Genomic DNA, 23,193 nt, shown 5'->3' with positions numbered 1-23,193 from the left:
ATGATATGGCATACCGTTCCAAGGCTTTTTCAGATGATTTATCCTGAGCGGATTTGGAAGAAAAGTGCAGCAGATAATACGATTTTCTTGACTTTTGACGATGGGCCTGTGCCTGGCGTCACTGATTTTGTATTGGAGGAATTAGCCAAAAGAAATCAGAATGCAACCTTTTTTGTCGTTGGTGATAATGTGGCAAAGAATCCATCTTTAGCTAAAGACATTGTCAGCTCAGGCCATAAAATCGGTAACCACACATTTAATCATCTCCATGGCTGGAAGACAGAAAAGTCGGTTTATCTCGATAATATTGAACTTTGCGATAAAGCCCTCCAAGATGTAATGGGGGTCAGAACTAAGCTTTTTCGGCCACCATACGGTTTGATCAGTTCAAGACAAGCTGTGGAGGTTTCCAAATTCAAACAGATTGTAATGTGGTCTATGCTTTCGGGAGATTACGATCAAAGCCTGGACCCTGAATTGGTTTTAAGAAAATCTATTAAGCATTCGAAGGAAGGCTGTGTTGCGGTCTTTCATGATCAATTGAAGACCAAAGAACTTTTGCCGAAGATTTTGCCGCAATACCTAGATTATATTCAGGAGATGGGCTGGAAAACCGATGTGTTATGATTGCTTGGATTGCGCTATTTGTGATACTTGCACAACTAGTCATAGGGCTACTTTATATCCAATTTGTAGTAGCATGGGTTCTGCTGCGTTTTTTCTGGAAAGATCATTCGAAGCCAATAAAAGAGGACTTTCCAAAAGTCTCTGTGCTGATAGCGGCTAGAAATGAGGAAAAAGATCTTCCTGATCTGCTAAGATCTTTTGAAAAATTAGACTACCCTTCGGATCGAATACAATTTCTATTTGCTGATGATCAAAGTTCAGACGCTACAGCTGAGATACTGACTGACTGGTGTGGAAGGATGCCAAACCGAACTTTTCTTACAGTGAGCTCCTCCCAAACTGGTTTTTATAATCAAAATGGAAAGGCAAATGCGCTGGCGATTTTGGAGGAAAAAGCCACAGGTGAATATTACTTTTTTACCGATGCTGACTGTGAGGTAAATCCCAATTGGATACGGGAAGGGGTTTCATGTTTTAGCAAAAATGTCGGTCTGCTCATAGGGATTACCCAAGTGAAGGCAACTAGTTTATTGGAAAAGTTTCAGGAAGTTGATTGGTGGTTGACCCTAGGGTTTGTCAAAGTAGCCACGGACATGAGGATTCAGACAACAGGACTTGGAAACAACATGGTGATCAGTAAAGAAGCTTATGAGAAGTCTGGAGGTTTTAAGGACTTGCCTTTTTGTCTCACTGAGGATCTTGAGATCTCCAGAGCTATTCAGAAGTCAGGTTTCAAAATCGCTCATCAGGTAAGTTCCAAAATGCTTGCCATCACCAAACCTGAAGTCAGTTTCAAAGCTTTACTTGATCAGCGAAAGCGATGGATGAGTGGAGTGATGACCTTGCCGGTTTACTGGAAGTTAATTCTAGCAATACAGGTTGTTTACTTTGTGGCAGCAATAGGGCTGATTGTTCTGAAGCCATCATTAGGGCTGAGTTTAGCTTTATTCAAGTCTCTTCTACAAGGCATTTTCCTGATTGGCTTAACCAGTAAAGTTAGGGTGAAAATCAACTGGCTTTATCTCCTAGTTTTTGATTTTTATAATTTCTGTACTACCGTCCTTACTATTCTTTACTATTTTTGGCCTTCCAAGACAAAATGGAAGACCAGAGTTTACCAATGACCTACATAGAAACCCACGCACATATTTATTCCTCTAAGTTTGATTCGGATCGGGATCAGGTGATCCAAGACATCAGAGATGCTGGCATAGAGCGGGTTTACATGCCGAATGTAGATGTAGAGACGATCTCAGCAATGCTGGATTGTGAGGAGAAATATCCTGGGCTATGCATTCCGATGATGGGTTTGCATCCCTGCGATGTAAAGGAGGATTTTCGTGGGCAACTGGCTATAATGGAAGACTGGCTGAACAAGCGCCAATTTGCAGCTGTTGGGGAAATTGGATTAGATCTATATTGGGATAAGACATTTTTTGAGCAGCAAAAAGAAGCATTGAGAATTCAGATCAATTGGGCGAAAGAGAGAGACTTGCCCATAGTACTTCACTGCCGTGAATCAATGGATGAAACAATTGCAATCGTACGTGAGGAGCATGATGGAAAGCTGAAAGGGATCTTTCATTGCTTTAATGGGAATCTAGATCAAGCAAAGCAAATTATTGAAATGGGCTTTTTACTTGGGATTGGCGGCGTTGCTACCTTTAAGAACGGCGGGTTAGATAAAGTTATTCCTGAGGTTAGCCTTGAGCATTTAGTGCTGGAAACGGACGCTCCATATCTTGCTCCAGTGCCATTTAGAGGAAAAAGGAACTCTCCAGCTTATTTACCTATTATTGCAGAGAAAATAGGAGATTACCTACAGATTTCGAAAGAGGAGGTAGCTCTTAAGACAAAACAAAACGCCCTCAACCTTTTCCGTGAGATTGAATCATGAATTATAAGATAGTACGATTAAATACCGCAATGCGTACCAGCAAAACTTCTTCAGTATTGATTATTTATACTGGAGGGACACTTGGGATGGCGTACGATGATAGCGGGGCATTAGTGCCATTTAATTTCGGACAGATTTTGGAGAAGATTCCTATTCTCTACACGATGGATATTGCCATCACAGTAATTTCCTTCCCAGAGCCGATTGATTCATCGAATGTCACGATGAGTCATTGGAAGGACATGGCCTATATTATCTATGAAAATTACGATAGTTACGATGGTTTTGTCGTGCTACACGGGACAGATACTATGGCCTACTCGGCTTCTATGCTTAGTTATATGCTTCAGGGGCTAAATAAACCGGTGATTTTCACAGGAGCCCAATTGCCTATTTCAGCAATGCGTTCTGACGCTAGGGAAAATCTGATGACATCCTTAGAAATTGCTACCGCAAAAATCAATGGAGAGCCTATTGTACCTGAGGTATGTATCTTCTTTAATCACCTTTTGCTAAGAGGAAATCGCTCCAAGAAGGTTCAAAGTGTTCATTTTGATGCATTTGAGTCTGAGAACTATCCACCTCTGGCGGAATCCGGTATTGTGATAGATTATAATACACAAGCTATTCGCCCCCTAGAGACACATAAAAAATTGGTGAACAGAAATTCACTTGATAATAATGTGCTTATTCTCAAATTATTCCCCGGGATCACGCAGAATGTAATTGATGCCACGCTCAACATCAAAGGTTTAAAGGCGATCGTTTTGGAAACTTACGGATCTGGAAACAGCCCAAGCGAGGCCTGGTTTATGGAATCATTGCAGAGAGCAATCAAAAAGGGGATCATTATCTTGAATGTATCTCAATGTAATGGGGGCCGTGTGATCCAAGGTAGATATGAGACCAGTAAGGAGTTATTGAGTGTAGGAGTGGTCAGTGGTACGGATATGACCACCGAAGCAGCCGTGACTAAATTGATGTTTTTGCTAGGTCAGGAAAGCAGACACTCAGAGATTATCGCCAAGTTAAAAGTGCCTTTGGCAGGGGAGATGAGTGCTTAAGAGCAATTTCATTGGCTATTTTTCATGTTTATTTGGAAAGGGCATTAATAATAATTTTCTTTGCACTCCGATTCGGGATTCTGGATCAGAAAATCATCTAGAGAGGTGGCCGAGTGGCTGAAGGCGCACGCTTGGAAAGCGTGTATACTCGTGAGGGTATCGAGGGTTCGAATCCCTTCCTCTCTACATCATATAACCCTAACTGTCTGAATTGTTGATGGTTAGGGCTTTTTATTTTAGAGCACTAGCGGGTTTCAAGAATTCGTGAACTCGGGTCGATATCCTACAGAGCTGGGGATGATTTGGAATCAGCTTCCATATAAGCATTCTAAAAAGTTTAAACTTTGTTAATTCTATTGGGCAGTGTAGCTGGTTTGTTATAAGATTTTTGCAACTTATTGTCCTTTCCAAAAGATTCATCTTGATATAAATGGTATTTGTGCCAAATTGTAATTGCCATTAAATCAGGATATTGAGTTTGCTTAAAAGAAAGCTTAGCGCTCTAGGGATTTTTAATTTTTCTTTCTGCGAAAAAATAAGAACCTTAGTCGCGAGTTTTGAAGTGATGTAACCTTTTAAAATGTAAAAGGAAATATGTCCGTTCGTGTAAAACCTTGCTTAATCCTGAGATATAAGCCTGATTTTTCACAAAATTCTAAAAGAGTCGTTTGTTTTTTGAATTTAAAAAATGATAACTTTAAAACTCGATTCTAGAGTAGAAACCATTTAACCTTTATCAAAAGTCTATTTAAAATCCACATTATGAGAAAGTTAATCGCTTTGTTCATGCTTGCAGGCATCCTATTCGCACCTGTTATCGCTAACGCACAAGATGCAGATACCGCAGCACAAGAAGAACCAACCCCAGTAGCAGTTGAGCCTGCTGCATCTCCTGCCATTGTTGACGATGAGATCGTTGAAGAGGAGCTAAGCTTCCACCAAGTTGTAAAAGAGAAATTCATCGAAGGTGATCCTCTTTACATGACTCCAGTATTGATCTGTTTGATCTTGGGTCTTGCGGTTGCATTAGAAAGAATCATCACCCTGAACCTTTCTACCACCAACACTAAGAAATTGTTGACTAAAGTGGAAGATGCTCTTGAATCAGGAGGAGTAGAAGCAGCTAAAGATGTTACTAAAAACACCAAAGGCCCTGTAGCTTCTATCTTTACCCAAGGTTTGATGAGATATTCTGAAGGAATCGAAATGGTAGAAAAATCTATTATTTCTTACGGTTCTGTAGAAATGGGTAGATTGGAAAAAGGTCTAGTATGGATCTCTCTTTTCATCTCTCTTGCTCCAATGTTGGGTTTCATGGGTACAGTAATTGGTATGATCGGTGCATTCGACTCTATCGAAGCAGCAGGTGATATCTCTCCTTCTCTAGTAGCAGGTGGTATCAAAATCGCCCTTTTGACTACAGTTGCTGGTTTGATCGTAGCGATCATCCTTCAGTTGTTCTACAACTATTGTGTAGCTAAAATTGATTCTTTGGTGAATGACATGGAAGATGCTTCCATTACATTGGTTGACATCTTGGTTAAACATAAATTGACTGGTAAGTAATCCGTCAATTCTGTTGAACCTGAATAAAAAAGTTAACCTCAAAGAAAAACTACATTATGGATACTTATGACATCTTATTATACGGAAGTTACATCCTAATCGCAGTTGGTGCTGTAGTGGCTGTTTTAATGCCATTAATCAAGTCTTTGGATAATCCAAAAAGCTTGCTTAAAACTGCAGTGGGAATTGTTGGTATAGTTGTATTATTCTTCATAGCTTATTCAATATCAAGCAATGAAGTACTTCCTAAGTTTGAAGCTTCTCCTTTCAATCTGACTCCTGGCGGATCTCAGTTGGTTGGCGGAATGCTTATCACCACTTATATTCTTGCAATCGTTGCTCTAGCTAGCATCGTATTAACAGAATTGAATAAAGCGATAAAGTAATATGGCCAGAAAGAAAAATAGAATGAGTACGGAGGTCAATGCAGGCTCTATGGCAGATATTGCTTTCCTGCTGCTGATCTTCTTTCTCGTCACCACTACGATCGCATCGGATAAGGGTATTTTGAATATTCTTCCTCCGAAGCTAGATCCAAATAATCCTCCTCCAAAGATTGATCTGAACGAGCGAAATATCTTTACAATCCTACTTAATGCTAACGATCAATTGTTGGTTGAAGGTGAATTTAGAGATGATCCTGAAGGATTAGATGAAGATATCAAAGCGTTTATCCTAAACTTTGGTGCTCCAGATGAAGAGGCAGCCGCGCTTTATAACACGCTTCCAGCTTCTTTGAAAGCCTTGTCTGCAAAACTTCCAGAATCTTCTGATGATCCAGGAGAAGCTGTAGTTTCTATCAAAACAGACCGTGGTACCAGCTATGATAAATACCTTGAGGTATTTGACTTGACCAAAAAGGCATATTTTGATATCTATGCTGAACGCGTCAACTTAAGCACTGATGAGTATAGAGCTCTGACTGGTAAGAATGATGCTGAAGTGAGTTTACAAGATCGAGGCAAAGAAGGTATTCCAATGGCGATATCTATTGCAGAACCTAATAAGATAGGAGGAAATTAAGATGGGAAAGTTCGGAAAGAAAAATAAAGTCTCGGAAAATATCCCAACCTCAGCGTTACCGGATATTATCTTTATGCTACTGTTCTTTTTCATGGTAACAACCGTGCTAAGAGATCAGGAGATCTTGGTGGAGCAGAAGATTCCTCAAGCTACCCAGCTTCAAAAGCTTCAGAAGAAGACGCTTATTTCTTATATCTTCATTGGTAAGCCTAAGAATACAGCACTTTACGGTACAGAACCTAGAGTACAGGCCAATGATGCCTTGTTGAATACTCCTGATATTGTTCAGTGGGTAAACCAAGAGCGTGATTTGCTACCTGAAGCGGATCGTGGACTGATTACTATTTCTATGAAAGCTGATAGAGATGTGAAAATGGGCCCTATCTCCGATGTTCAAACCGAATTGAGAGAAGCTGATGCTAGAAGAATTTTGTACGCTTCAACTGGTAAAGTAAATAACGATTAAACTATTCTATTGAATATATGAAAGCTATCCCGATTTCCGGGATAGCTTTTTTTTGTAGTATATATGCTGTCAATTCTTAAAAACACCAAGAAGGTTCAAAATGCCTGGGCCATGTATGACTGGGCTAATTCAGTCTATAGCTTGGTGATTACATCTACGATTTTTCCAGTCTATTTCAACAGCGTTACTAAAGGTTTAAATGCCAATGATATTGTTGATTTTTTTGGGTTTGAAATTGTAAACACAGTTTTATATTCCTATTCCATTTCCTTCTCATTTTTAATAATTGCTCTTATTTCTCCTATTCTTTCCGGCATTGCTGATGCAAGTGGAAAAAAGCTTCAGTTCATGAAGTTTTTTGCCTACTTGGGATCCATCTCCTGTATGGCCTTATTTTTTTTTGACGGTCCAAATCTAGAGTGGGGTATCTGTTTCAGTATTCTTGCGAGTGTAGGATATGCTGGTAGTATCGTGTTTTATAACGCATACTTACCTGAAATCTCTACTCCCGACAAGTTTGATATCCTTAGTGCGAAAGGGTTTGCACTAGGCTATATTGGTAGCGTTATACTATTGGTAATAAATCTACTTATGATCCAGTTCCCTTCATGGTTTATGCTATCTGATGATGGTATGGCAGCTAGAGTTTCCTTTCTTATTACTGGGCTTTGGTGGGCAGGATTTTCTCAGATTCCATTTAGAATATTACCTCATAATCCCTTTGGGAAGGATATTAAGAAGGAATTTCTACTCAAAGGCTATCTAGAGATACGCAAGGTTTGGAACGAGGTGAAGCAAATAAAAGTAATGAATCGCTTTCTGGCTTCTTTCTTTTTCTATTCCATGGGGGTTCAGACCGTCATGTATCTGGCAGCTACATTTGGGGATAAAGAACTTGGGTTGCCAGGTGATCAGCTAATCATGACCATTCTGATAATTCAGATAGTGGCTATAGCCGGCAGCTATTTCTTTGCATATATTTCAAAAAAATATGGAAATAAGCAGAGTTTGGTAATCATGGTGTTAGTATGGGTGGCCATTTGCGCTGGAGCTTATTATGTCTATACTGTTTATGAGTTTTTTGCTTTGGCATTCGTAGTAGGGTTAGTGATGGGCGGAATACAGTCTTTATCCCGATCTACCTTTTCCAAATTAATACCTAGAGAAACTACTGATCATGCTTCCTATTTTAGCTTTTATGACGTGACAGAGAAAATGGCCATTGTACTAGGTACTTTTTCCTACGGTTTTATTGAGCAGCTCACAGGAAGTATGAGGAACTCAGCTCTTTCTCTTGGTATATTTTTTCTTGTTGGCTTAGGTTTCCTACTTTTAGTTACTATCCCAAAAAAGGGGTTGGAAACTGAAATAGTATAACATGCAAAAAATACTAGCTGGAGATCAGGTCAAAGAACTTGATGCGCAGCATCTAAAATTAACTGGACAAGAAAGCCATGAATTGATGGAAGCTGCTGCGACGGCTTTTGTGAAGTGGTATTTGAGCCAAGGTTTTTCTACTGCTTCATTCGTTCTAATCGCTGTTGGCGCGGGGAATAATGGAGGCGATGGGTTGTCTATCGCCCGACTTTTAACGGAGCATTCATATTCAGTTTCTATCCTTCAGTGTTTTGAATCTCCAGATAAATTAAGTACTGATGGATTTTTGAACTATAATAAACTCCCAAAGTCAATTGAAATTTTATCCTTTGAAGATTGGCAGTTTCCAGAGAACTCTATTTTGATAGATGCATTTCTTGGCGTGGGGGTGCATGGTGAGCTAAGACCTTATGCAGTTGAATACATTACTAGGCTAAATGAATTCAAAGGGAAGGTTATTAGTGTCGATATTCCTTCTGGTTTGCCTTCTGATGAAATTATTTCAAACACGGCAGTGCAAGCAGATTTCACTGTTAGTTTTGAGTTTCCAAAGCTTTCCTTGATTTTTCCTGAAAATGCCGAGTATGTTGGGGATCTGGTAGTACTTAAAATTGGGGTTGTAAATGCTGCCTACAAAGGCATTAACTCATCGATGCATTACCTTGAAGCCAATCATATCCCTTCATTACATAAGGTTTTTAATAGATTTAGCTACAAAGGTGATTTGGGTAAAATCTTACTTCTGGGGGGAAGTCCCGGTAAGATGGGAGCACTCATTCTTTGTGCGAAAAGTGCCTTGCGAACTGGCTCTGGATTGGTCACCTGTCATATGGAAGACTCTGAGCGCTTTATCATTCAGACGGCTGTTCCTGAGGCTATGGCTTCTTGGGGCTTGATTCCAAACCCGGAGTTTTACGATGCAGTGGGAATTGGTCCTGGTTGGGGGATAGAAAATCGAGAGCGTTTATTTAGACAGTTTTTACAGGATTTCAAAAAGCCTATCGTTGTTGACGCAGATGGGTTAAATATTATGGCTAGATTTCCTGATCTACTATCCTTAGTTCCTAAGAATTCAATTTTAACTCCTCATATAGGAGAGTTTAACAGGCATGTAGGTTTAGCTCGCAATCATATAGAGCGCTTGGAAATGGCTAAAAAGTTTGCTGTTGACAATGAGTTGATTCTCGTGCTTAAAGGTGCTAACACGGTCATTAGCTTGCCAGATGGCAGGCAGGTTGTAAATTCGTCCGGCACCAAATACATGGCAACTGGAGGATCAGGTGATGTGCTTACAGGAATGATTACGTCTTTTCTGGGGATGGGCTATTCTCCTGAGAATGCAACGCTTTGTGGGGTGTATCAACATGGATTGGCGGGGGAAATGGCTTCAAAATCCAAAAGGAGATCGATGATTGCCAGTGATATTATCGCCGCAATTCCGGATACCTATATTCAATTGGGTATTTTCTGATTCTTTGTTCCTAGGTAAACTTTATCTGTTTCTCTTAGGTTCTTTGCTTATCCAATTTTACCATGAACAAAGAAAAGCTACTGCTTTGGACCTTAGCGGCCATTAATTTTATCCACATTGTCGATTTCATGATTTTGATGCCCTTAGGTCCTCAGTTAATGAGGATCTTTGATATCACCCCTCGTGAGTTTGGGTTATTGGTGTCATGCTATACATTCAGTGCAGGAATTTCCAGCTTCTTTGGGGCATTTGTTCTGGATCGATTTGATCGAAAGAAAATTCTCGTTTGGGTTTATGTTGGTTTTGCGATCGCTACTTTGGGTTGTGCTTTATCTCCCAGCTATCCCGTGCTCTTGGTTGCCAGAGTGATCTCAGGGTTATTTGGAGGTCTGACTTCAGCATTGATTTTAGCGATTATCGGAGATGTGATTCCTGATTCCAGACGAGGCAGAGCCATGGGTTTGGTAATGGCTGCATTTTCAGTAGCCTCAGTTCTTGGTGTACCACTTGGTTTGTTTTTGGCAAGTTTATCGGATTGGCATACACCATTTTTTATTCTTACAGGCTTGTCAGTTTTGGCTTTGGGAATGATCGTAAGATACATCCCTACTATCACAGCGCATCTTAAAAATGACATAGTACGGCCAAATCCTTTGGTGGTAATTCGTCGAGTGACCAGTGATTCAAATCAAATGCGTGCTATTACACTTTCGATTATGATGATGTTCGGGCAGTTTATGATTATCCCTTTTTTGAGTCCTTATACTGTTGCAAACGTTGGATTTACTGAGCTTCAACTTACCTACATCTATATGGCTGGGGGCGCATTTACGATTTTTACTTCGCCGTGGGTGGGGAAGCTTTCTGATAAGTATGGTAAGCAGAAGATCTTTATCATTTTCATGCTTCTAAATCTGATCCCTATTGCCATCATTACCCATTTGGGTGTTACACCCATTCCTTTTGTCTTGATGGTTTCCACGATGTTCTTTGTGACGTCAAATGGCAGATATGTACCGGCAGCGGCAATTGTGACGGGCACTTCCAAACCGGAGAATCGAGGGAGTTTTCTGAGCTTCAATTCGGCCGTACAGCAATTAGCGACAGGTGCTGCGTCATTACTTGCAGGGATAATCATCGGTGAAAATGCTGCGGGAGAATTGACCAATTACAATGTAGTGGGATATATCGCTATTGCCTGTAGTTTGGTATGTATTCCTCTTGCAAAAAGGATAAAAGTGGTGAGTTAATTTATTTTTTGTAAATTCATCTGCACTTATTTAAAGCACTAAAAATCATGTCGGTAGCTGAATTGAAGAAAACGCTAAAGCAAAAAGTCGATTTAATTTCTGACGAAGTAATGCTAGAGATTCTTATAGATATTGTTAACCAAGTAGATGATGGCACTTCTGTTATTCAGCTTACGGAAGAGCAGAAAGACCAACTTTTTAAGTCTTACGATGAAAGTTTTGATGAATCAAATCTTATTGATTGGTCGGATGTAAAGAAAAGTATTATTTAAACATGAGGAAGATACGAATGATGAAAAAGGCATCTTTAAGCTTGTCTTTTATTCAGAAGTATTTGGTTAATAATTTTGGGGTTAGTACATCGCGAAAATTTGTTCAAAGGCTTGATAATATTTTAGTTCTTTTATGCGAAAACCCTGAAATTGGAAGAATATACTCTAAAGAAAGAGGTATATATTCTTTCGTTTTGCAAAAGCAAGTTATTCTATTTTATAGGTTTGATGCTTCAAATTTTATCATTTTGGAGATTTTCGATGTCCGAAGAAATCCCGAGAATTGGCCATAGAAAAAATCCCCGACATTTTATGCCGAGGATTTAGTTTTTTTAGAACTCTGCGTTTCCAGGAGTCCTAGGGAATGCGATCACATCCCTGATATTTCCCATGCCGGTGACAAAGAGCACCATTCGCTCAAAACCCAATCCGAAACCTGCATGTGGTGTTGCTCCGAATCTGCGTGTGTCCAGGTACCACCACATCTCGTCTTGAGGAATGTTCATTTCTTCCATTCGCTTAGTCAGGACATCCATTCTTTCCTCCCGCTGTGATCCTCCTACTATTTCGCCGATTCCGGGGAATAGGATATCCATGGCAGCAACGGTCTTTCCATCGTCGTTTTGACGCATGTAAAAGGACTTGATGTCTTTTGGATAGTCAGTAAGAATCACCGGTTTTTTGAAGTGCTTCTCAACCAAGAACCGCTCGTGCTCAGACTGTAGATCTGCTCCCCAACCATCAATTAGGTAAGAGAATTTCTTTTTCTTGTTCGGATTGGAATTTCTAAGAATGTCAATTGCCTCTGTGTAGGTGATTCTCACAAAGTCATTGTCCACTACAAATTTCAGCTTATCCATCAAGCTCATTTCGCTTCTCTGATCAGCTGGTTTTACTTTTTCTTCTTCCTGAAGCCTGGAATCAAGGAAAGCAAGATCCTCTGCACAGTTATCCAGTGCATATCGAATCACATATTTCAAGAAGTCCTCGGCAAGATCAGCATTGTCCTCCGCATCGTAGAATGCCATCTCTGGTTCGATCATCCAGAACTCAGCCAAGTGGCGAGTAGTGTTTGAATTCTCTGCACGGAATGTCGGACCGAAAGTATAGATATCAGCAAGAGCCATAGCGGCCAATTCCCCTTCTAGTTGGCCTGATACAGTCAGGTTAGTTTCTCTTTCGAAGAAATCTTGCTTGTAATCGATTGTACCTTCTGCCGTTTTAGGAGGGTTTTTCAAATCGAGCGTTGTGACTTTGAATGTTTCTCCGGCTCCTTCTGCATCAGATGCAGTGATGATAGGTGTATGTATATAGAAAAAGCCCTTATCGTTGAAATATTTGTGCACAGCAAAAGCCAAGGCATGTCGTACCCTGAAAACCGCACTAAATGTATTGGTGCGCATTCTCAAGTGAGCATTTTCCCGAAGAAACTCCATGGAATGCTTTTTAGGCTGTAAAGGATATTTCTCAGGATCAGCTTCGCCTAATACTACTATTGCAGTAGCATTTAACTCAGAACTCTGACCTGCACCTTGTGACGCTACTACATTTCCGGTCACCTTAATGCATGCTCCAGTGGTGCATTTTTTCAGGATTTCCTCTGAAATCAAATTTGGGTCAGCCACCACTTGGTAATTGGTAATAATGGAGCCGTCATTCAGTGCAATGAATGAAACATTTTTGTTTCCTCTTTTTGTACGTACCCAGCCCATTAGTGTCACTTCTGTCCCGATAGGATTCGTGTCTAGGATGGTCTTGATTTTGACCCGTTTGTTAAATGCCATTTGGTGTTTTGTTAATGCAGAATTTAATGTCCTGCTAATAATTTAAAGGAATGCAAAAAAACGATTAAATAAGCTTTTTATCAAAAAATTGCTCGTTTTTCCTAACTTTGGCATTAGGGCTTTTTCAAGAGAAAAGGCCTTTTTTGAACCCAAACAGCAGGTTTTACCAAATACTGAATGCAAAAGTTAAATCTTAGCCAATCACTTTCCCAGAAGCTATCACCCCAGCAGATACAATTTATAAAATTGCTGCAGGTGCCTACGGCCGAATTGGATACCCGAATCGAAGAGGAACTCGAGATTAATCCAGCGCTGGAAGAGGGAAAAACAGAAGAAAAGGACAGTGCGGAGGACGACTTTGATGATAACTACGAAGAGGAATCTATAAAGGAAGAGCGCGATGTAAATATAGATGACTACTTGGACGACGAGTACGGAGGATATAAAATGCAGGGTGACGGCAACTACAATGCTGATGAAGAAGACCGGGAGATGCCTATTTCCAGTCAGTCCTCACTTCACGAGCAGCTGGTTTCGCAGTTAAGCTTTCTTAGACTTGACGAGAGAGAAAAAATCATCGGTGAGCAATTAATTGGTAGCATAGAAAACGACGGCTATATCCGTAGAGATCTAGAAGCTATTATCAACGATTTGGCGTTCAGCCAGAATATAGAAACGGATATAGATGAGTTGGAGGAGATCTTGAGAAAAATCCAGAATTTTGATCCAGCAGGAATAGCCTCTCGAAATCTTCAGGAGTGTTTGACAATCCAGCTTGAGCGCAAAGAGCATCCTGATGATCCAACAGTGATGAATGCCTTGAGAATTATGCATGACTGTTTCGATGAGTTTACCAAGAAGCATTATTCCAAGATTCAGAAGCGTTGTGATCTTACAGACGAGGAGACGAAAGATGCAGTCAATCTGATCACTAAGCTCAATCCCAAGCCAGGAGGAGTGGCAGATGGTCTGGTGCGTACGCAGTACATTATCCCGGATTTCATGCTGACCAATGTGGGAGGTAAATTTGAAATCAGCCTAAATTCTAAGAATGCGCCTGAATTGAGGATTTCAAGATCCTATTCCGAAATGTTCGATGCGTATGATAAAAGTGATAAAAAAGACAAAAAGCTGAAGGAGACCGTCACTTTTGTCAAGCAAAAGCTAGACGCTGCCAAGTGGTTTATCGATGCGATCAAGCAAAGGCAAAACACGCTTTTGAGAACTATGGAGGCTATACTCCAGTATCAAAAAGAGTTTTTTATCGATGGGGATGAAACCAACCTTCGTCCGATGATCTTGAAGGATATTGCGGAACGAATTGACATGGATATATCTACTGTTTCCCGTGTAGCAAATAGTAAGGCTATCCAGACCGAATTTGGTGTTTATCCGCTTAAATACTTTTTCTCAGAAGGTATAGCTACCGATAGTGGAGAAGATGTAAGTAATCGTGAAGTGAAGTTTGTCCTCCAAGGTATGGTGGATGCTGAGGACAAAAAGAAACCACTCTCTGACGATAAGTTGGTCAAAATGCTAAACGCAAAAGGCTACAATATTGCGAGGAGAACGGTTGCGAAATACCGTGAGCAACTTCAAATCCCTGTAGCTAGATTAAGAAAAGAATTGTAGTGGGGAGAATTTTTTCGTTGATTGTTTCAGTTGTTTTACAGCCATTGGTCATTCCAAGTTTAGTTTTTGGATTGATGTTGTTTAGCGTACCGGAGTCCACTAGTATCCCTCAGGAGTTTAAAGTCCGAATCTTTTACTTGATTGTATTGTCCACTTTGGCGATTCCGATGATCACCATTCTAGGCTTACGATTGAGTGGGACGCTTAAAAGCGTTCACATGGCAGAGTTAAAGGATCGTGCTATCCCGTTTTCGGTTACTAGTATTTATTATGTGCTTACCGTCTATTTTTTATACCAAAAGAAGGAGCTGGATCCCATTCTATGGCAGGTACTTGGAGTTATTACTTTGGCAATTGTTGGACTTACCCTAGTTACCTTTGCCTGGAAAATGTCGGCACATATGACAGGATTGGGAGGGTTAGTTGCCGTGGTAGTTGTGCTGGGAATTAGATTCCCTACTTTTCAACCCCTATATCCACTACTTGCATCCTTGATTTTGACTGGGTTAGTTGCTACTGTTCGATTGTACCTGGAAGCGCACAGGCCTATTGAGATTTACGTTGGCTTGTTGTTTGGCTTCGTCTTATGCTTTGTGGGTTTTAGTTGGATTTGGGCATAAAAAAAACCGAGTCTTACCCCGGTTTAATTTTATGTCGTGAATATTGTTAGAAAACGTTCACCGCTACACCAAAGTTGATTTGAGTGGCTTCTGTGCCATTTGGTCCCATACCCTTTTGAAATACCTTATTCAGCCCGAAGTAACTCCAGGCATAAAATCCTGGGGAACCGGCTTTGACAGATATTCCGTATCTGAATTTTTCGAAACCGTAATTCTGAGAGTCTTTGATTTGTCTTTTCAGGTTGTCTGAATCCTCATACTTTACTTTGGTGTGCGACTCATACAAGTAGCCAACTTTACCTCCTACACTTATTTTAAAGCCTTTAGAATAGTTGTTTTTATTAAAGTGGTAAACGAAGTCGATCGGCATGTCAAAGTAGTTGGCAGCAACGACGTTCTTTTTAATCCTGATATCGTCTCCCAATACATCTGTGATATCCCGCAATATGCTGGATTCAGGTCCCAGTGCAGGATTGTTATACAAAGTCTGGTCGTCCTTGAAGGCATATTTATCTGTACCGACTCCGATTCCTATGTCCATAGTAAATCCAGATGCGTCTCCAAAAATAGCTACAGGGTATTGATAATAAACATTGAAAGTGCGGGAGGCAAAGAAATTGATGCCTAGGTCCTCTGATCTATTGTTAAGTTGATTAAAGCCAAACTCAAACTTCAAATCACTTGGGATATTTGGTCTTCCGCCGATTGGAGTCTTTGGTTTTTTGGCGATTTGTAAGCTGTCCTGAGCGAATGCTCCTTGAATTAAAACAAAAGCGAGCAGGAAGGTGTATATTTTTTTCATCAAATTGGTTTACTTAAATGCACTCAATGCGGGCAAAAATAGGAAATCCCAGAGGATTTACCCCTCTTTTGATCTTAATTATTCTTAAGTAGGAACGTAAGCTAGCAAAGAAAATTATAAAAATTCTTAGGGGTTAGCGCTTGCATCAAATCGATTTTTAAATACCTTTGCATTCCAATTCGGCTTCGTAGCTCAACTGAATAGAGCACCTGATTACGGCTCAGGAGGTTTCAGGTTTGAATCCTGACGAGGTCACAAAGCTCAACCTAACGGTTGGGCTTTTTTCATTTTAGTTCTATTATTGCTAGCTGCGTTGTTATAGCTCTACTGAATAGCGCATCCCGAACAGGGTTCGGGAAGGTTTCAGAGCCAGTGCCGAATTTCGGTATTTGAATTCCCGCTGATACGGGAAAGGCTCTGACGAGGTCACAACGCTCAATCAAACGGGTGGCTTGTTAGCCGCTGCTGACTGAGGTGTATAAATCCATTTTTTTTTAGAAGTAATTTTTACTCATTTTAGTCAATCCTTTTAGCCCTTTGAGATAACTAATGAAAAAGTACCTGCCTGTTCTGTTTTTTGGTTTAGCGAGTTGTAGCCTTTTTGAGGAGACAGACTTAGTGGATGTTTTAGATGTGAACGGTCCATGCACGATACAGCTTGTCGATGGGACTACGGTGGTGAGTAATGGGAATATCGAGATCAGTAAGCGTACGCAGGCGATCACTTATCGGGATGAAGATGGAAAGATCTGGTCACTTTTCAAGGATGATTACACTAGCTATTCCTGCGAATAATTACGTTCCTTCTGGATAACTAGAGCAAAAAAAAGAGCCCATATCGGGCTCTTTTTTTGATTTATTTCTTTTTCGAATTATCAGCTGCTTTCATCGCGTCTTCCAGTTTTTGCTGGAATTTCGATTTCTTTTTATTGACATTCTTCGCTTTGCTTTCTTCCACTTTTGCTCTGATTTTCTCATCATCTACAAATAGCTTGATCAAAGCTTGCTGACCAAATGTCACCATGTTTGACACAAAATAGTAGAAACTCAGACCTGCAGGATAGGAGTTCAAGATAAACATGAACATCACAGGCATGATATAGCCCAGGTTTTTCATTGGTCCTGTTGCTGTAGTCAGCTGATTGTTAAAGTGCGTGTAAATAATCTGAGAAACCGTCATCAGGAGCGTAAACATACTCACATGGGATCCATAGAAAGGGATGGTAAATGGGAGTTTGAAAAACACGTCGTAGGTAGAGAGATCATTTGCCCAAAGGAATGATTCCTGACGCAGTTCAATCGCATTTGGGAAGAAAAAGAACATGGCAAACAGGAATGGCATCTGTAGCACCATTGGCAAACATCCCGAAATAGGACTTACTCCCAATTTGGAGAAGAGCTTCATTTGCTCCTGCTGCATCTTAGTGGCATCGTCTCCGTATTTCTCTTTCAGCTCATCGATCTCAGGCTTGATCACACGCATCTTGGCCATACCGATGTATGATTTATAGGTAAGTGGGAAAAGCGCCAGTTTGATCAGGAAAACGATGATGATAATGATCACCCCGTAATTGGTGAAAAACTTCTCCAAAAAGGCGAAAAGATTCACGATGATGTATTTGTTCACCCATGAGACGAAAAAGTATCCCATGTCCACATTGTCTTCAAAGCCATCAGTGACTTTTTTGAGTGTGTTGTACTGGTCTGGTCCGAAGTAAAATGTAAATCCAGCCTTACCATCTTGAAGAGGGATAGAAAGACTGGTGGCCATATTCCGTACGATGGTACTGTCTGCCTCAGGAGTACTTTGGGTGATAGACACGCTTTGAAACTCAGTGTCAGCAATCATTGCTGCGGTAAAGAATCGCTGGCTAAAACCTACCCATTTGACTGGCTCGGCAATAGTCTCAGTTTCCAGATCATTGCCAGCTCCGAGGTTGTCAAATGATCCTGAAGTAGTATAGTAATTAAGCTGCGCTTGTCTTCTGGATTCTGCAAGGTTACTTTCTTGCGCAATTACCTGATCTTCCCAGTTCAGTGCGAGTGCATTTCCGGTAAATACTCCTTGGAAGCGATCTACTTCAAATGATTTGTGTACTTGGTAGCTGCCGTCAGCAAGAGTGAACGTATGGATGATTTGCCCGCTTTCTGTACCTGCCTGAAGTGTTAGTGTCTGGATGGACACGCCATCTTCATTTTGGCTGCTTTCTACAGACGGGCTGAAATAAAGATCGCCTAGGTTGAGCGGGCCACTTTTACTTTCGATGATGAAATCCATATTGGAGCTCTCTGCATTGATGAGTTCCAAAGGCTCCATTTTCCAGCTTTTGTATTCTTTTAGGATTACTTTTTTGACCTGCGCTCCTTTAGAAGAAATTTCAACCTGGATTAAGTCATTTTCTAGGGTAAGTGTTTCTTCTTCTCCTACTGTCAAGGTTGCTAATGCACCGTATTTTGCAAGTCTTGCAGCATCTAGCGTACTATCATTTTCAGAAACTGTCTCTGCTAATGGGGGTTGGCTAGCTGCATTTGATTGAACTGATTCTGTTTGGGTGGCACTGGCTGTTTCAGCTTCAGGTATCTCAGGTGTACTCGCAAAGAAATACGAATAAACAAGGATAACCGCTGCAAAAAGAATCAAACCAGTTGCTTGATTTCTGTCCATAAAGATTAATCGTAATCCCGAAAGTGAGGCTTCGGGGAGTTTTATTTAATTTTTTTGTCAACTGCCGCCTGTATGAATTTCACAAACAGTGGCTGAGGGGTAAGTACTGTACTTTTATATTCTGGGTGGAATTGAACTCCTACAAACCATGGGTGGCTTTTGATTTCAACTATTTCTACCAAACCTGTCTCTGGGTTTTTGCCTGTGGCTATCATCCCGCTGGCTTCCATTTCCTTCAAATACTCGTTATTGAACTCATATCTATGGCGGTGTCTTTCTTGGATTTTAGACTTTCCATAGGCTTGGTAAGCTTTACTTCCTTTTTTGAGGTCGCAAGCATACGCACCAAGACGCATAGTTCCGCCCATTTGATCAATATTTTTTTGCTCTTCCATTAATCCAATTACTGGGTTAGTAGTAGTTGGATCCATTTCGGTGCTGTTTGCGTCTTTTAGGTTGAGTACATTTCTGGCGTATTCAATCACAGCCACCTGCATTCCTAAGCAAATCCCTAGGAACGGAATTTTATTTTCTCTAGCGTATCTCACGGTCTCGATTTTCCCTTCAAAACCACGCTCACCAAAGCCTGGCGCTACGACAATTCCGTCTAAATCCGTTAGTTTTTGAACGATGTTATCTGGATTTAATTCTTCCGATGAAATCAAGCGTAGGTTTACATCGCACTCGATAGAAGCACCTGCATGTGTAAAGGCTTCGATAATTGATTTGTACGCATCTGGAAGAGATACATACTTCCCGACAAGACCTATGGTTACCTCTTGTGTAGGATTTTTAAGCTTCCCGAGGAAATCTTTCCAGTTTTCCAGATCCGTGTTTTCCTTAGAAGTCAGCTTGAGCTTTGTCATCACTCGCTCATCCAGCTTTTCCTTTTTCATCAGCAAGGGGACATCATAAATAGAGTCCGCATCCATTGCTTCGATCACGTTATTCAGTTGCACGTTGCAGAATAGTGCAAGCTTCTTTTTTACATCAGAAGGCAGATGATATTCGGTACGGCATACCAGAATGTCCGGCTGAATACCTGCTTCGAGCAATTGCTTTACAGAATGTTGGGTTGGCTTGGTCTTTAATTCCTTTGCTGCTTTTAGGAATGGAATCAGCGTTAAGTGTATTACCAAGAAATTATTTGATCCCAAATCCCATTTTGCTTGCCTAACCGCTTCAATGAACGGGAGTGATTCGATATCACCTACACAGCCACCGATCTCTGTAATGACGACGTCAAATTTTCCGTCTTCGCCTAGTTTATAAAAATTGGCTTTGATTTCATCGGTAATATGTGGGATTACCTGCACGGTTTTGCCAAGGAATTCACCTTTACGCTCTTTGGTAATCACATTATTGTAAATTCTACCCGTAGTGATGTTATTATCCTGGGAGGTGGGGATATTCAGAAAGCGCTCGTAATGCCCTAAGTCCAAATCAGTCTCTGCTCCATCATCCGTCACATAGCATTCTCCATGTTCGTAAGGATTTAGAGTTCCTGGGTCGATATTAAGATACGGGTCAAATTTTTGGATGGTCACTCTGAAGCCTCTGGCCTGTAATAGCTTGCCTAGTGAAGCTGCAATAATGCCTTTGCCGAGAGAGGAGGTGACGCCTCCGGTAATAAAGATGTATTTGGTGCTTGAAGCCATAAGAATGGGGGAGGATGGGATTTTGGTTGGATTCTTATGGGGCTCAAAATTATGGAAAAATTCCCGATTTCTGGCTTTTTGAACTTGAAATACCTCACTTTTCTCGAATTTCTTCTGGTTTTGTCACAAAGTATAAGCTGACAATACGTGACAATTTTTCAAAAATGGGTTGTCAGAGCCTAGTTTCTTGCTGCCCTTGTTTGACTTTTTTTCCAGTCATTACCTCGTTTTTTTATTAAACTCCTAACTATAATGAATGCTAAATTGTGAGAAATTACCCTTATAAATCAGTGTGTGGTTGAATATTAATTAACTGATAATAAGTTTTAATGAGTTGATAGCGAATGCCTTATAGTTAATTCGCCGAGTTAATAAATACAGTTGGTTGAACTGAGTTTGAGGAACATCCTGATAGTATCAATGCTAGTGTATTCTATCTCATTTTAATTAAATCCATAGATGATGATTTTTTGTTTAATTAAGAAATAGAAATCTTGAGATGCGACAACGAAAGTGTATTGAGTTTTAGTGTAAGAAGAAACTAAATAAATCATTTTTCTTATATAATATCCCCATTGTCTTAATTGAAATGGAATCAAGTTCTGATTTCTCTAATCTAGAGGCTAGGAGGAAATGCTTTTTCAAACTTTCCGGAGCAAAGAAGTATTCGTCAAAGTGAAATTAGTAGTAAAGAATTATGTGCTAAATTTTCTAATAGTGGGTTTAAAAAACTATAGTATAATGCAATTGTTCGAAATTTTAACTCGAATACCCCTGTGAAGCAATGGATATCTAATTACACACACAATTATAGAGTCGTAGGTGTATCGTATTTTTTGTTAAAAAAGCAATTTATTTTTCAATGAAATTATTTCAGATATGATAATTATATATATTGCGCTTAGTTTGTAATAATTAATTATCAACGAATAAAAATATGAGAGATCTAATCAAAGAAGCTATTGCTGACCTGAAAAAAGGTGATGGTTTTATTTATGTAACAGCTGATGGAAGTAAAATTGATTTACATGAAGCAGCTTCTAAGGGAATAGCAGTTACCCCTGTCAATCCAAAAGATCAAGTAATTAAGAAATTGGAAGCTGCAGGTCTTCACTTGAATGACGGTAGATTCTTAAACGAATTAAACGAGCTGATTTCCCTAGTAACAGGTAATAGCACTGCTACTAAGACTTCTAAAAGAAGAACTTTCTCCGATGCTGAAAAAAGTAAAATCGTAGAAGAGTGGAAGAAAGTAGAGGCTGCGGGTAAGAAAACTAAAGCAGCATTTGCAAGAGAAATTGGTGTAGGCTATCAGACTTTCATCAACTGGTTGAGAGGATAATTCCTTATTTAACGCATAAAAAAAGACAGCCCTTGAGCTGTCTTTTTTTATGCTTAGAACTTAGCCCAAAATCCGCCATTTCCGAATTTTGGTGACGACCATTAGAAATGCCATAAGGGTAAATACCACCAATGACTGAAGTACAATTGGAGAAATGTCAATCACTGGCAATGCTATTTTTGGGAGAGAAACAGCAACTTCCGGAAGTGAAAATTCCGGAATCTGGTTAATTAATGGATTCTGATTGTCATTCGGTACAAATAATAGAACAGAAATAACTAGCGTAGCTATAGCTCCTCCTATGAGTTTCCACATAAAAGGAGAAATCACTGGTCTGTAAATTGACCTGGAAGTACCAGGATTTAGTTTAGAAAGTACGGATTTATGAAAGCCTTTGGAGGGAGACTCTGTGCCTAGTTCGGTTATAAACTTTCGGATATATTCTTCTTCTTTTTCTCGCTTTTCCATCTGTTCTTTTTTATTTATACTAAGCATACTTGCGTGTGGCTGATTTTACTTTGTTTTTTACCCTTACTTCGGTTGTTATGGGATTATAGCAAATGAATTAATTCAGTATTTGTGATCTTTTGAAGGGATTCCAAAAGGCTTTTTCTGCCTCTATGCAACAGGATTTTGACGTGGGAGCTTGTAAGTCCCATTATATCTTCAATCTCTTTAATACTCTGTTCTTCTAAATAAAACAACGTTAACGCTGCTGACTCTGCTGGTTTTATGGTGTCTAATCCTCGTTGTATAAGTTCTTTTCTATCAGCTAATTGAAGTGTTTTCAATCCGTCTAAATATTCTGAAGGACTAGTTGCCAAATCCTCTGCTTCATCCAGTTGTACTGTATAGTTTTTTGACTTTCTCAATCTTCCTAACGCCTCGTTATATACGATGGTATAGAGCCAGGTTGTGAATTTTGATTTTCCTTCAAATGTTTTTAAAGAGTGATACGCTTTCATAAAAGCATCCTGAGCAGCTTCTTCAGCTTCCTCTCTGTTTTTAAGAATACGCATCGCAAGTGTAAATACATATTTCTCGTGCTTTTGGATCAATTGTCCATAAGCATTCATATTCCCCCGTAACGTACGTTCTATATAAAATTGGTCTTCCTGGAATCGCATTTTCACATGGGATGTAATTCCCTGAAAAAAAGTTACAGTTTTTTCATAAGTCTTGTAACCTTTTCTACGCTTCTCTACATCCAAGAAGAAAAAACACACAGGTCATGGCAGAAACCATCTTAGTTACATTGATTATTTTCTCATCTATTTTCGGAGTCATTTATATTTTCTTGACTACCCGGAATAAAGAAAGGTTAGCACTCATTGAAAACGGTGCTGACGCAAAGCTCTTCAACTCCGGCAAGAAGTACAGCTTTGGACAATTTATCCTGAATATTGCCCTTTTGGCAATTGGGATAGGCGTAGGAGTGTTAGTGGGTACGATGTTCTATTCAGGAGGCATGGAAGAAAGTGTAGCCTATACTTCATGTATCTTTATTTTTGGAGGAATAGGCCTGATGGCTAGCTTTTTCATGAATAGAAAACTGGAAAAGGAGGATAAATAATAAATACTCTGGAGCTTTCCCAAAACCTTCCTTCTACGAGGAAGGTTTTTTTGCTTTTATCCCAAAATGGCTTGCTCTCAAAATTCTGATTATTTTTGTGAAAA

The 23,193-nt window shown here is 40.0% G+C and carries 24 protein-coding genes and 2 tRNA genes; 20 read left to right on the top strand and 6 right to left on the bottom strand.

Going from position 1 to position 23,193, the window contains the following annotated elements; translation table 11 throughout:
* From BM386_RS05420 to BM386_RS24100, 14 genes are all read left to right on the top strand, one after another.
* Window positions 1-627, top strand: coding sequence for a polysaccharide deacetylase family protein (locus BM386_RS05420; RefSeq protein ID WP_091692078.1), 627 nt, complete (start codon window positions 1-3; stop codon window positions 625-627).
* Window positions 624-1,751 carry a glycosyltransferase gene (locus tag BM386_RS05415; protein ID WP_091692077.1) on the top strand — a complete coding sequence of 376 codons (1,128 nt, stop codon included), beginning with the start codon at window positions 624-626 and terminating at the stop codon, window positions 1,749-1,751. The genes BM386_RS05420 and BM386_RS05415 overlap by 4 nt, the downstream gene beginning before the upstream one ends.
* Window positions 1,748-2,524: a TatD family hydrolase gene (locus BM386_RS05410; protein ID WP_091692836.1), complete on the top strand. Its 777-nt coding sequence runs from the start codon at window positions 1,748-1,750 to the stop codon at window positions 2,522-2,524. Before BM386_RS05415 ends, BM386_RS05410 begins: the two co-directional genes overlap by 4 nt.
* Complete coding sequence (locus BM386_RS05405) at window positions 2,521-3,588, top strand: asparaginase (RefSeq protein WP_091692076.1); 1,068 nt, start codon at window positions 2,521-2,523, stop codon at window positions 3,586-3,588. The genes BM386_RS05410 and BM386_RS05405 overlap by 4 nt, the downstream gene beginning before the upstream one ends.
* 99 nt (window positions 3,589-3,687) lie before the next feature.
* Window positions 3,688-3,774, top strand: a tRNA-Ser gene (locus tag BM386_RS05400).
* A gap of 576 nt (window positions 3,775-4,350) precedes the next feature.
* Window positions 4,351-5,154 carry a MotA/TolQ/ExbB proton channel family protein gene (locus BM386_RS05395; protein ID WP_091692075.1) on the top strand — a complete coding sequence of 268 codons (804 nt, stop codon included), beginning with the start codon at window positions 4,351-4,353 and terminating at the stop codon, window positions 5,152-5,154.
* A gap of 56 nt (window positions 5,155-5,210) precedes the next feature.
* Window positions 5,211-5,540, top strand: coding sequence for a hypothetical protein (locus BM386_RS05390; protein WP_091692074.1), 330 nt, complete (start codon window positions 5,211-5,213; stop codon window positions 5,538-5,540).
* Between the two features lies 1 nt (window position 5,541).
* Window positions 5,542-6,177, top strand: coding sequence for an ExbD/TolR family protein (locus tag BM386_RS05385; RefSeq protein WP_091692073.1), 636 nt, complete (start codon window positions 5,542-5,544; stop codon window positions 6,175-6,177).
* Window position 6,178: 1 nt separating this feature from the next.
* The gene (locus BM386_RS05380) at window positions 6,179-6,643 is read left to right on the top strand and encodes an ExbD/TolR family protein (RefSeq protein WP_091692072.1); all 465 of its coding nucleotides are present in this window, start codon (window positions 6,179-6,181) and stop codon (window positions 6,641-6,643) included.
* A 63-nt stretch (window positions 6,644-6,706) separates the two neighbouring features.
* Window positions 6,707-8,020, top strand: coding sequence for an MFS transporter (locus BM386_RS05375; RefSeq protein WP_091692071.1), 1,314 nt, complete (start codon window positions 6,707-6,709; stop codon window positions 8,018-8,020).
* A 1-nt stretch (window position 8,021) separates the two neighbouring features.
* Window positions 8,022-9,491: an NAD(P)H-hydrate dehydratase gene (locus tag BM386_RS05370; RefSeq protein ID WP_091692070.1), complete on the top strand. Its 1,470-nt coding sequence runs from the start codon at window positions 8,022-8,024 to the stop codon at window positions 9,489-9,491.
* Window positions 9,492-9,553: 62 nt separating this feature from the next.
* Window positions 9,554-10,741 (top strand): MFS transporter, encoded by a 1,188-nt coding sequence (locus tag BM386_RS05365; protein ID WP_091692069.1) that lies wholly within the window; start codon window positions 9,554-9,556, stop codon window positions 10,739-10,741.
* A gap of 47 nt (window positions 10,742-10,788) precedes the next feature.
* A complete protein-coding gene (locus tag BM386_RS05360) occupies window positions 10,789-11,013 on the top strand; it encodes a hypothetical protein (RefSeq protein ID WP_091692068.1) in 225 nt (74 codons plus the stop codon).
* Window positions 11,014-11,015: 2 nt separating this feature from the next.
* Window positions 11,016-11,306, top strand: a complete 291-nt coding sequence (locus BM386_RS24100; protein WP_091692067.1) for a type II toxin-antitoxin system RelE/ParE family toxin — start codon at window positions 11,016-11,018, stop codon at window positions 11,304-11,306.
* Between the two features lie 39 nt (window positions 11,307-11,345).
* Here the strand turns inward: BM386_RS24100 and asnS are convergent, their stop codons facing one another.
* Window positions 11,346-12,797 (bottom strand): asparagine--tRNA ligase, encoded by a 1,452-nt coding sequence (gene asnS / locus BM386_RS05350; protein WP_091692066.1) that lies wholly within the window; start codon window positions 12,795-12,797, stop codon window positions 11,346-11,348.
* A 177-nt stretch (window positions 12,798-12,974) separates the two neighbouring features.
* On the opposite strand from asnS, the gene rpoN reads away from it, so the two are divergent.
* Together rpoN and BM386_RS05340 are read left to right on the top strand one after the other, a co-directional pair.
* Window positions 12,975-14,429 carry an RNA polymerase factor sigma-54 gene (gene rpoN, locus BM386_RS05345; RefSeq protein WP_091692065.1) on the top strand — a complete coding sequence of 485 codons (1,455 nt, stop codon included), beginning with the start codon at window positions 12,975-12,977 and terminating at the stop codon, window positions 14,427-14,429.
* Window positions 14,429-15,049 carry a PA-phosphatase gene (locus BM386_RS05340; RefSeq protein WP_091692064.1) on the top strand — a complete coding sequence of 207 codons (621 nt, stop codon included), beginning with the start codon at window positions 14,429-14,431 and terminating at the stop codon, window positions 15,047-15,049. The genes rpoN and BM386_RS05340 overlap by 1 nt, the downstream gene beginning before the upstream one ends.
* Before the next feature lie 46 nt (window positions 15,050-15,095).
* Here BM386_RS05340 and BM386_RS05335 read toward each other — a convergent pair whose 3' ends face one another.
* The gene (locus BM386_RS05335; RefSeq protein ID WP_091692063.1) at window positions 15,096-15,851 is read right to left on the bottom strand and encodes a porin family protein; all 756 of its coding nucleotides are present in this window, start codon (window positions 15,849-15,851) and stop codon (window positions 15,096-15,098) included.
* A 181-nt stretch (window positions 15,852-16,032) separates the two neighbouring features.
* Here BM386_RS05335 and BM386_RS05330 point away from each other — a divergent pair.
* Both BM386_RS05330 and BM386_RS05325 read left to right on the top strand, forming a co-directional pair.
* Window positions 16,033-16,106: transfer RNA gene (locus tag BM386_RS05330), tRNA-Arg, on the top strand.
* Window positions 16,107-16,400: 294 nt separating this feature from the next.
* Window positions 16,401-16,646 (top strand): YgdI/YgdR family lipoprotein, encoded by a 246-nt coding sequence (locus tag BM386_RS05325; protein WP_091692062.1) that lies wholly within the window; start codon window positions 16,401-16,403, stop codon window positions 16,644-16,646.
* A gap of 61 nt (window positions 16,647-16,707) precedes the next feature.
* Here the strand turns inward: BM386_RS05325 and yidC are convergent, their stop codons facing one another.
* Both yidC and BM386_RS05315 read right to left on the bottom strand, forming a co-directional pair.
* Window positions 16,708-18,516, bottom strand: coding sequence for a membrane protein insertase YidC (yidC, locus tag BM386_RS05320; protein WP_091692061.1), 1,809 nt, complete (start codon window positions 18,514-18,516; stop codon window positions 16,708-16,710).
* 41 nt (window positions 18,517-18,557) lie between these two features.
* Window positions 18,558-20,174: a CTP synthase gene (locus BM386_RS05315; RefSeq protein ID WP_091692060.1), complete on the bottom strand. Its 1,617-nt coding sequence runs from the start codon at window positions 20,172-20,174 to the stop codon at window positions 18,558-18,560.
* A gap of 937 nt (window positions 20,175-21,111) precedes the next feature.
* On the opposite strand from BM386_RS05315, the gene BM386_RS05305 reads away from it, so the two are divergent.
* Window positions 21,112-21,516 (top strand): hypothetical protein, encoded by a 405-nt coding sequence (locus BM386_RS05305; protein ID WP_091692058.1) that lies wholly within the window; start codon window positions 21,112-21,114, stop codon window positions 21,514-21,516.
* A 60-nt stretch (window positions 21,517-21,576) separates the two neighbouring features.
* Here the strand turns inward: BM386_RS05305 and BM386_RS05300 are convergent, their stop codons facing one another.
* On the bottom strand, window positions 21,577-21,984 hold the full coding sequence (locus tag BM386_RS05300; protein ID WP_091692057.1) for a hypothetical protein: 408 nt from the start codon (window positions 21,982-21,984) through the stop codon (window positions 21,577-21,579).
* A gap of 83 nt (window positions 21,985-22,067) precedes the next feature.
* On the bottom strand, window positions 22,068-22,742 hold the full coding sequence (locus tag BM386_RS05295; RefSeq protein WP_139235850.1) for an RNA polymerase sigma factor: 675 nt from the start codon (window positions 22,740-22,742) through the stop codon (window positions 22,068-22,070).
* A 5-nt stretch (window positions 22,743-22,747) separates the two neighbouring features.
* Here BM386_RS05295 and BM386_RS05290 point away from each other — a divergent pair, with 5 nt between their 5' ends.
* Complete coding sequence (locus BM386_RS05290; RefSeq protein WP_091692055.1) at window positions 22,748-23,089, top strand: DUF6249 domain-containing protein; 342 nt, start codon at window positions 22,748-22,750, stop codon at window positions 23,087-23,089.
* Window positions 23,090-23,193 lie beyond the last annotated feature (104 nt).

Source organism: Algoriphagus locisalis, from assembly GCF_900116615.1.
In the GTDB taxonomy this organism is placed as follows: Bacteria; Bacteroidota; Bacteroidia; order Cytophagales; family Cyclobacteriaceae; genus Algoriphagus; species Algoriphagus locisalis.
The sequence above is the reverse complement of the archived record's forward strand: the minus strand, read 5'-3'. Positions and strand labels throughout refer to the sequence as shown.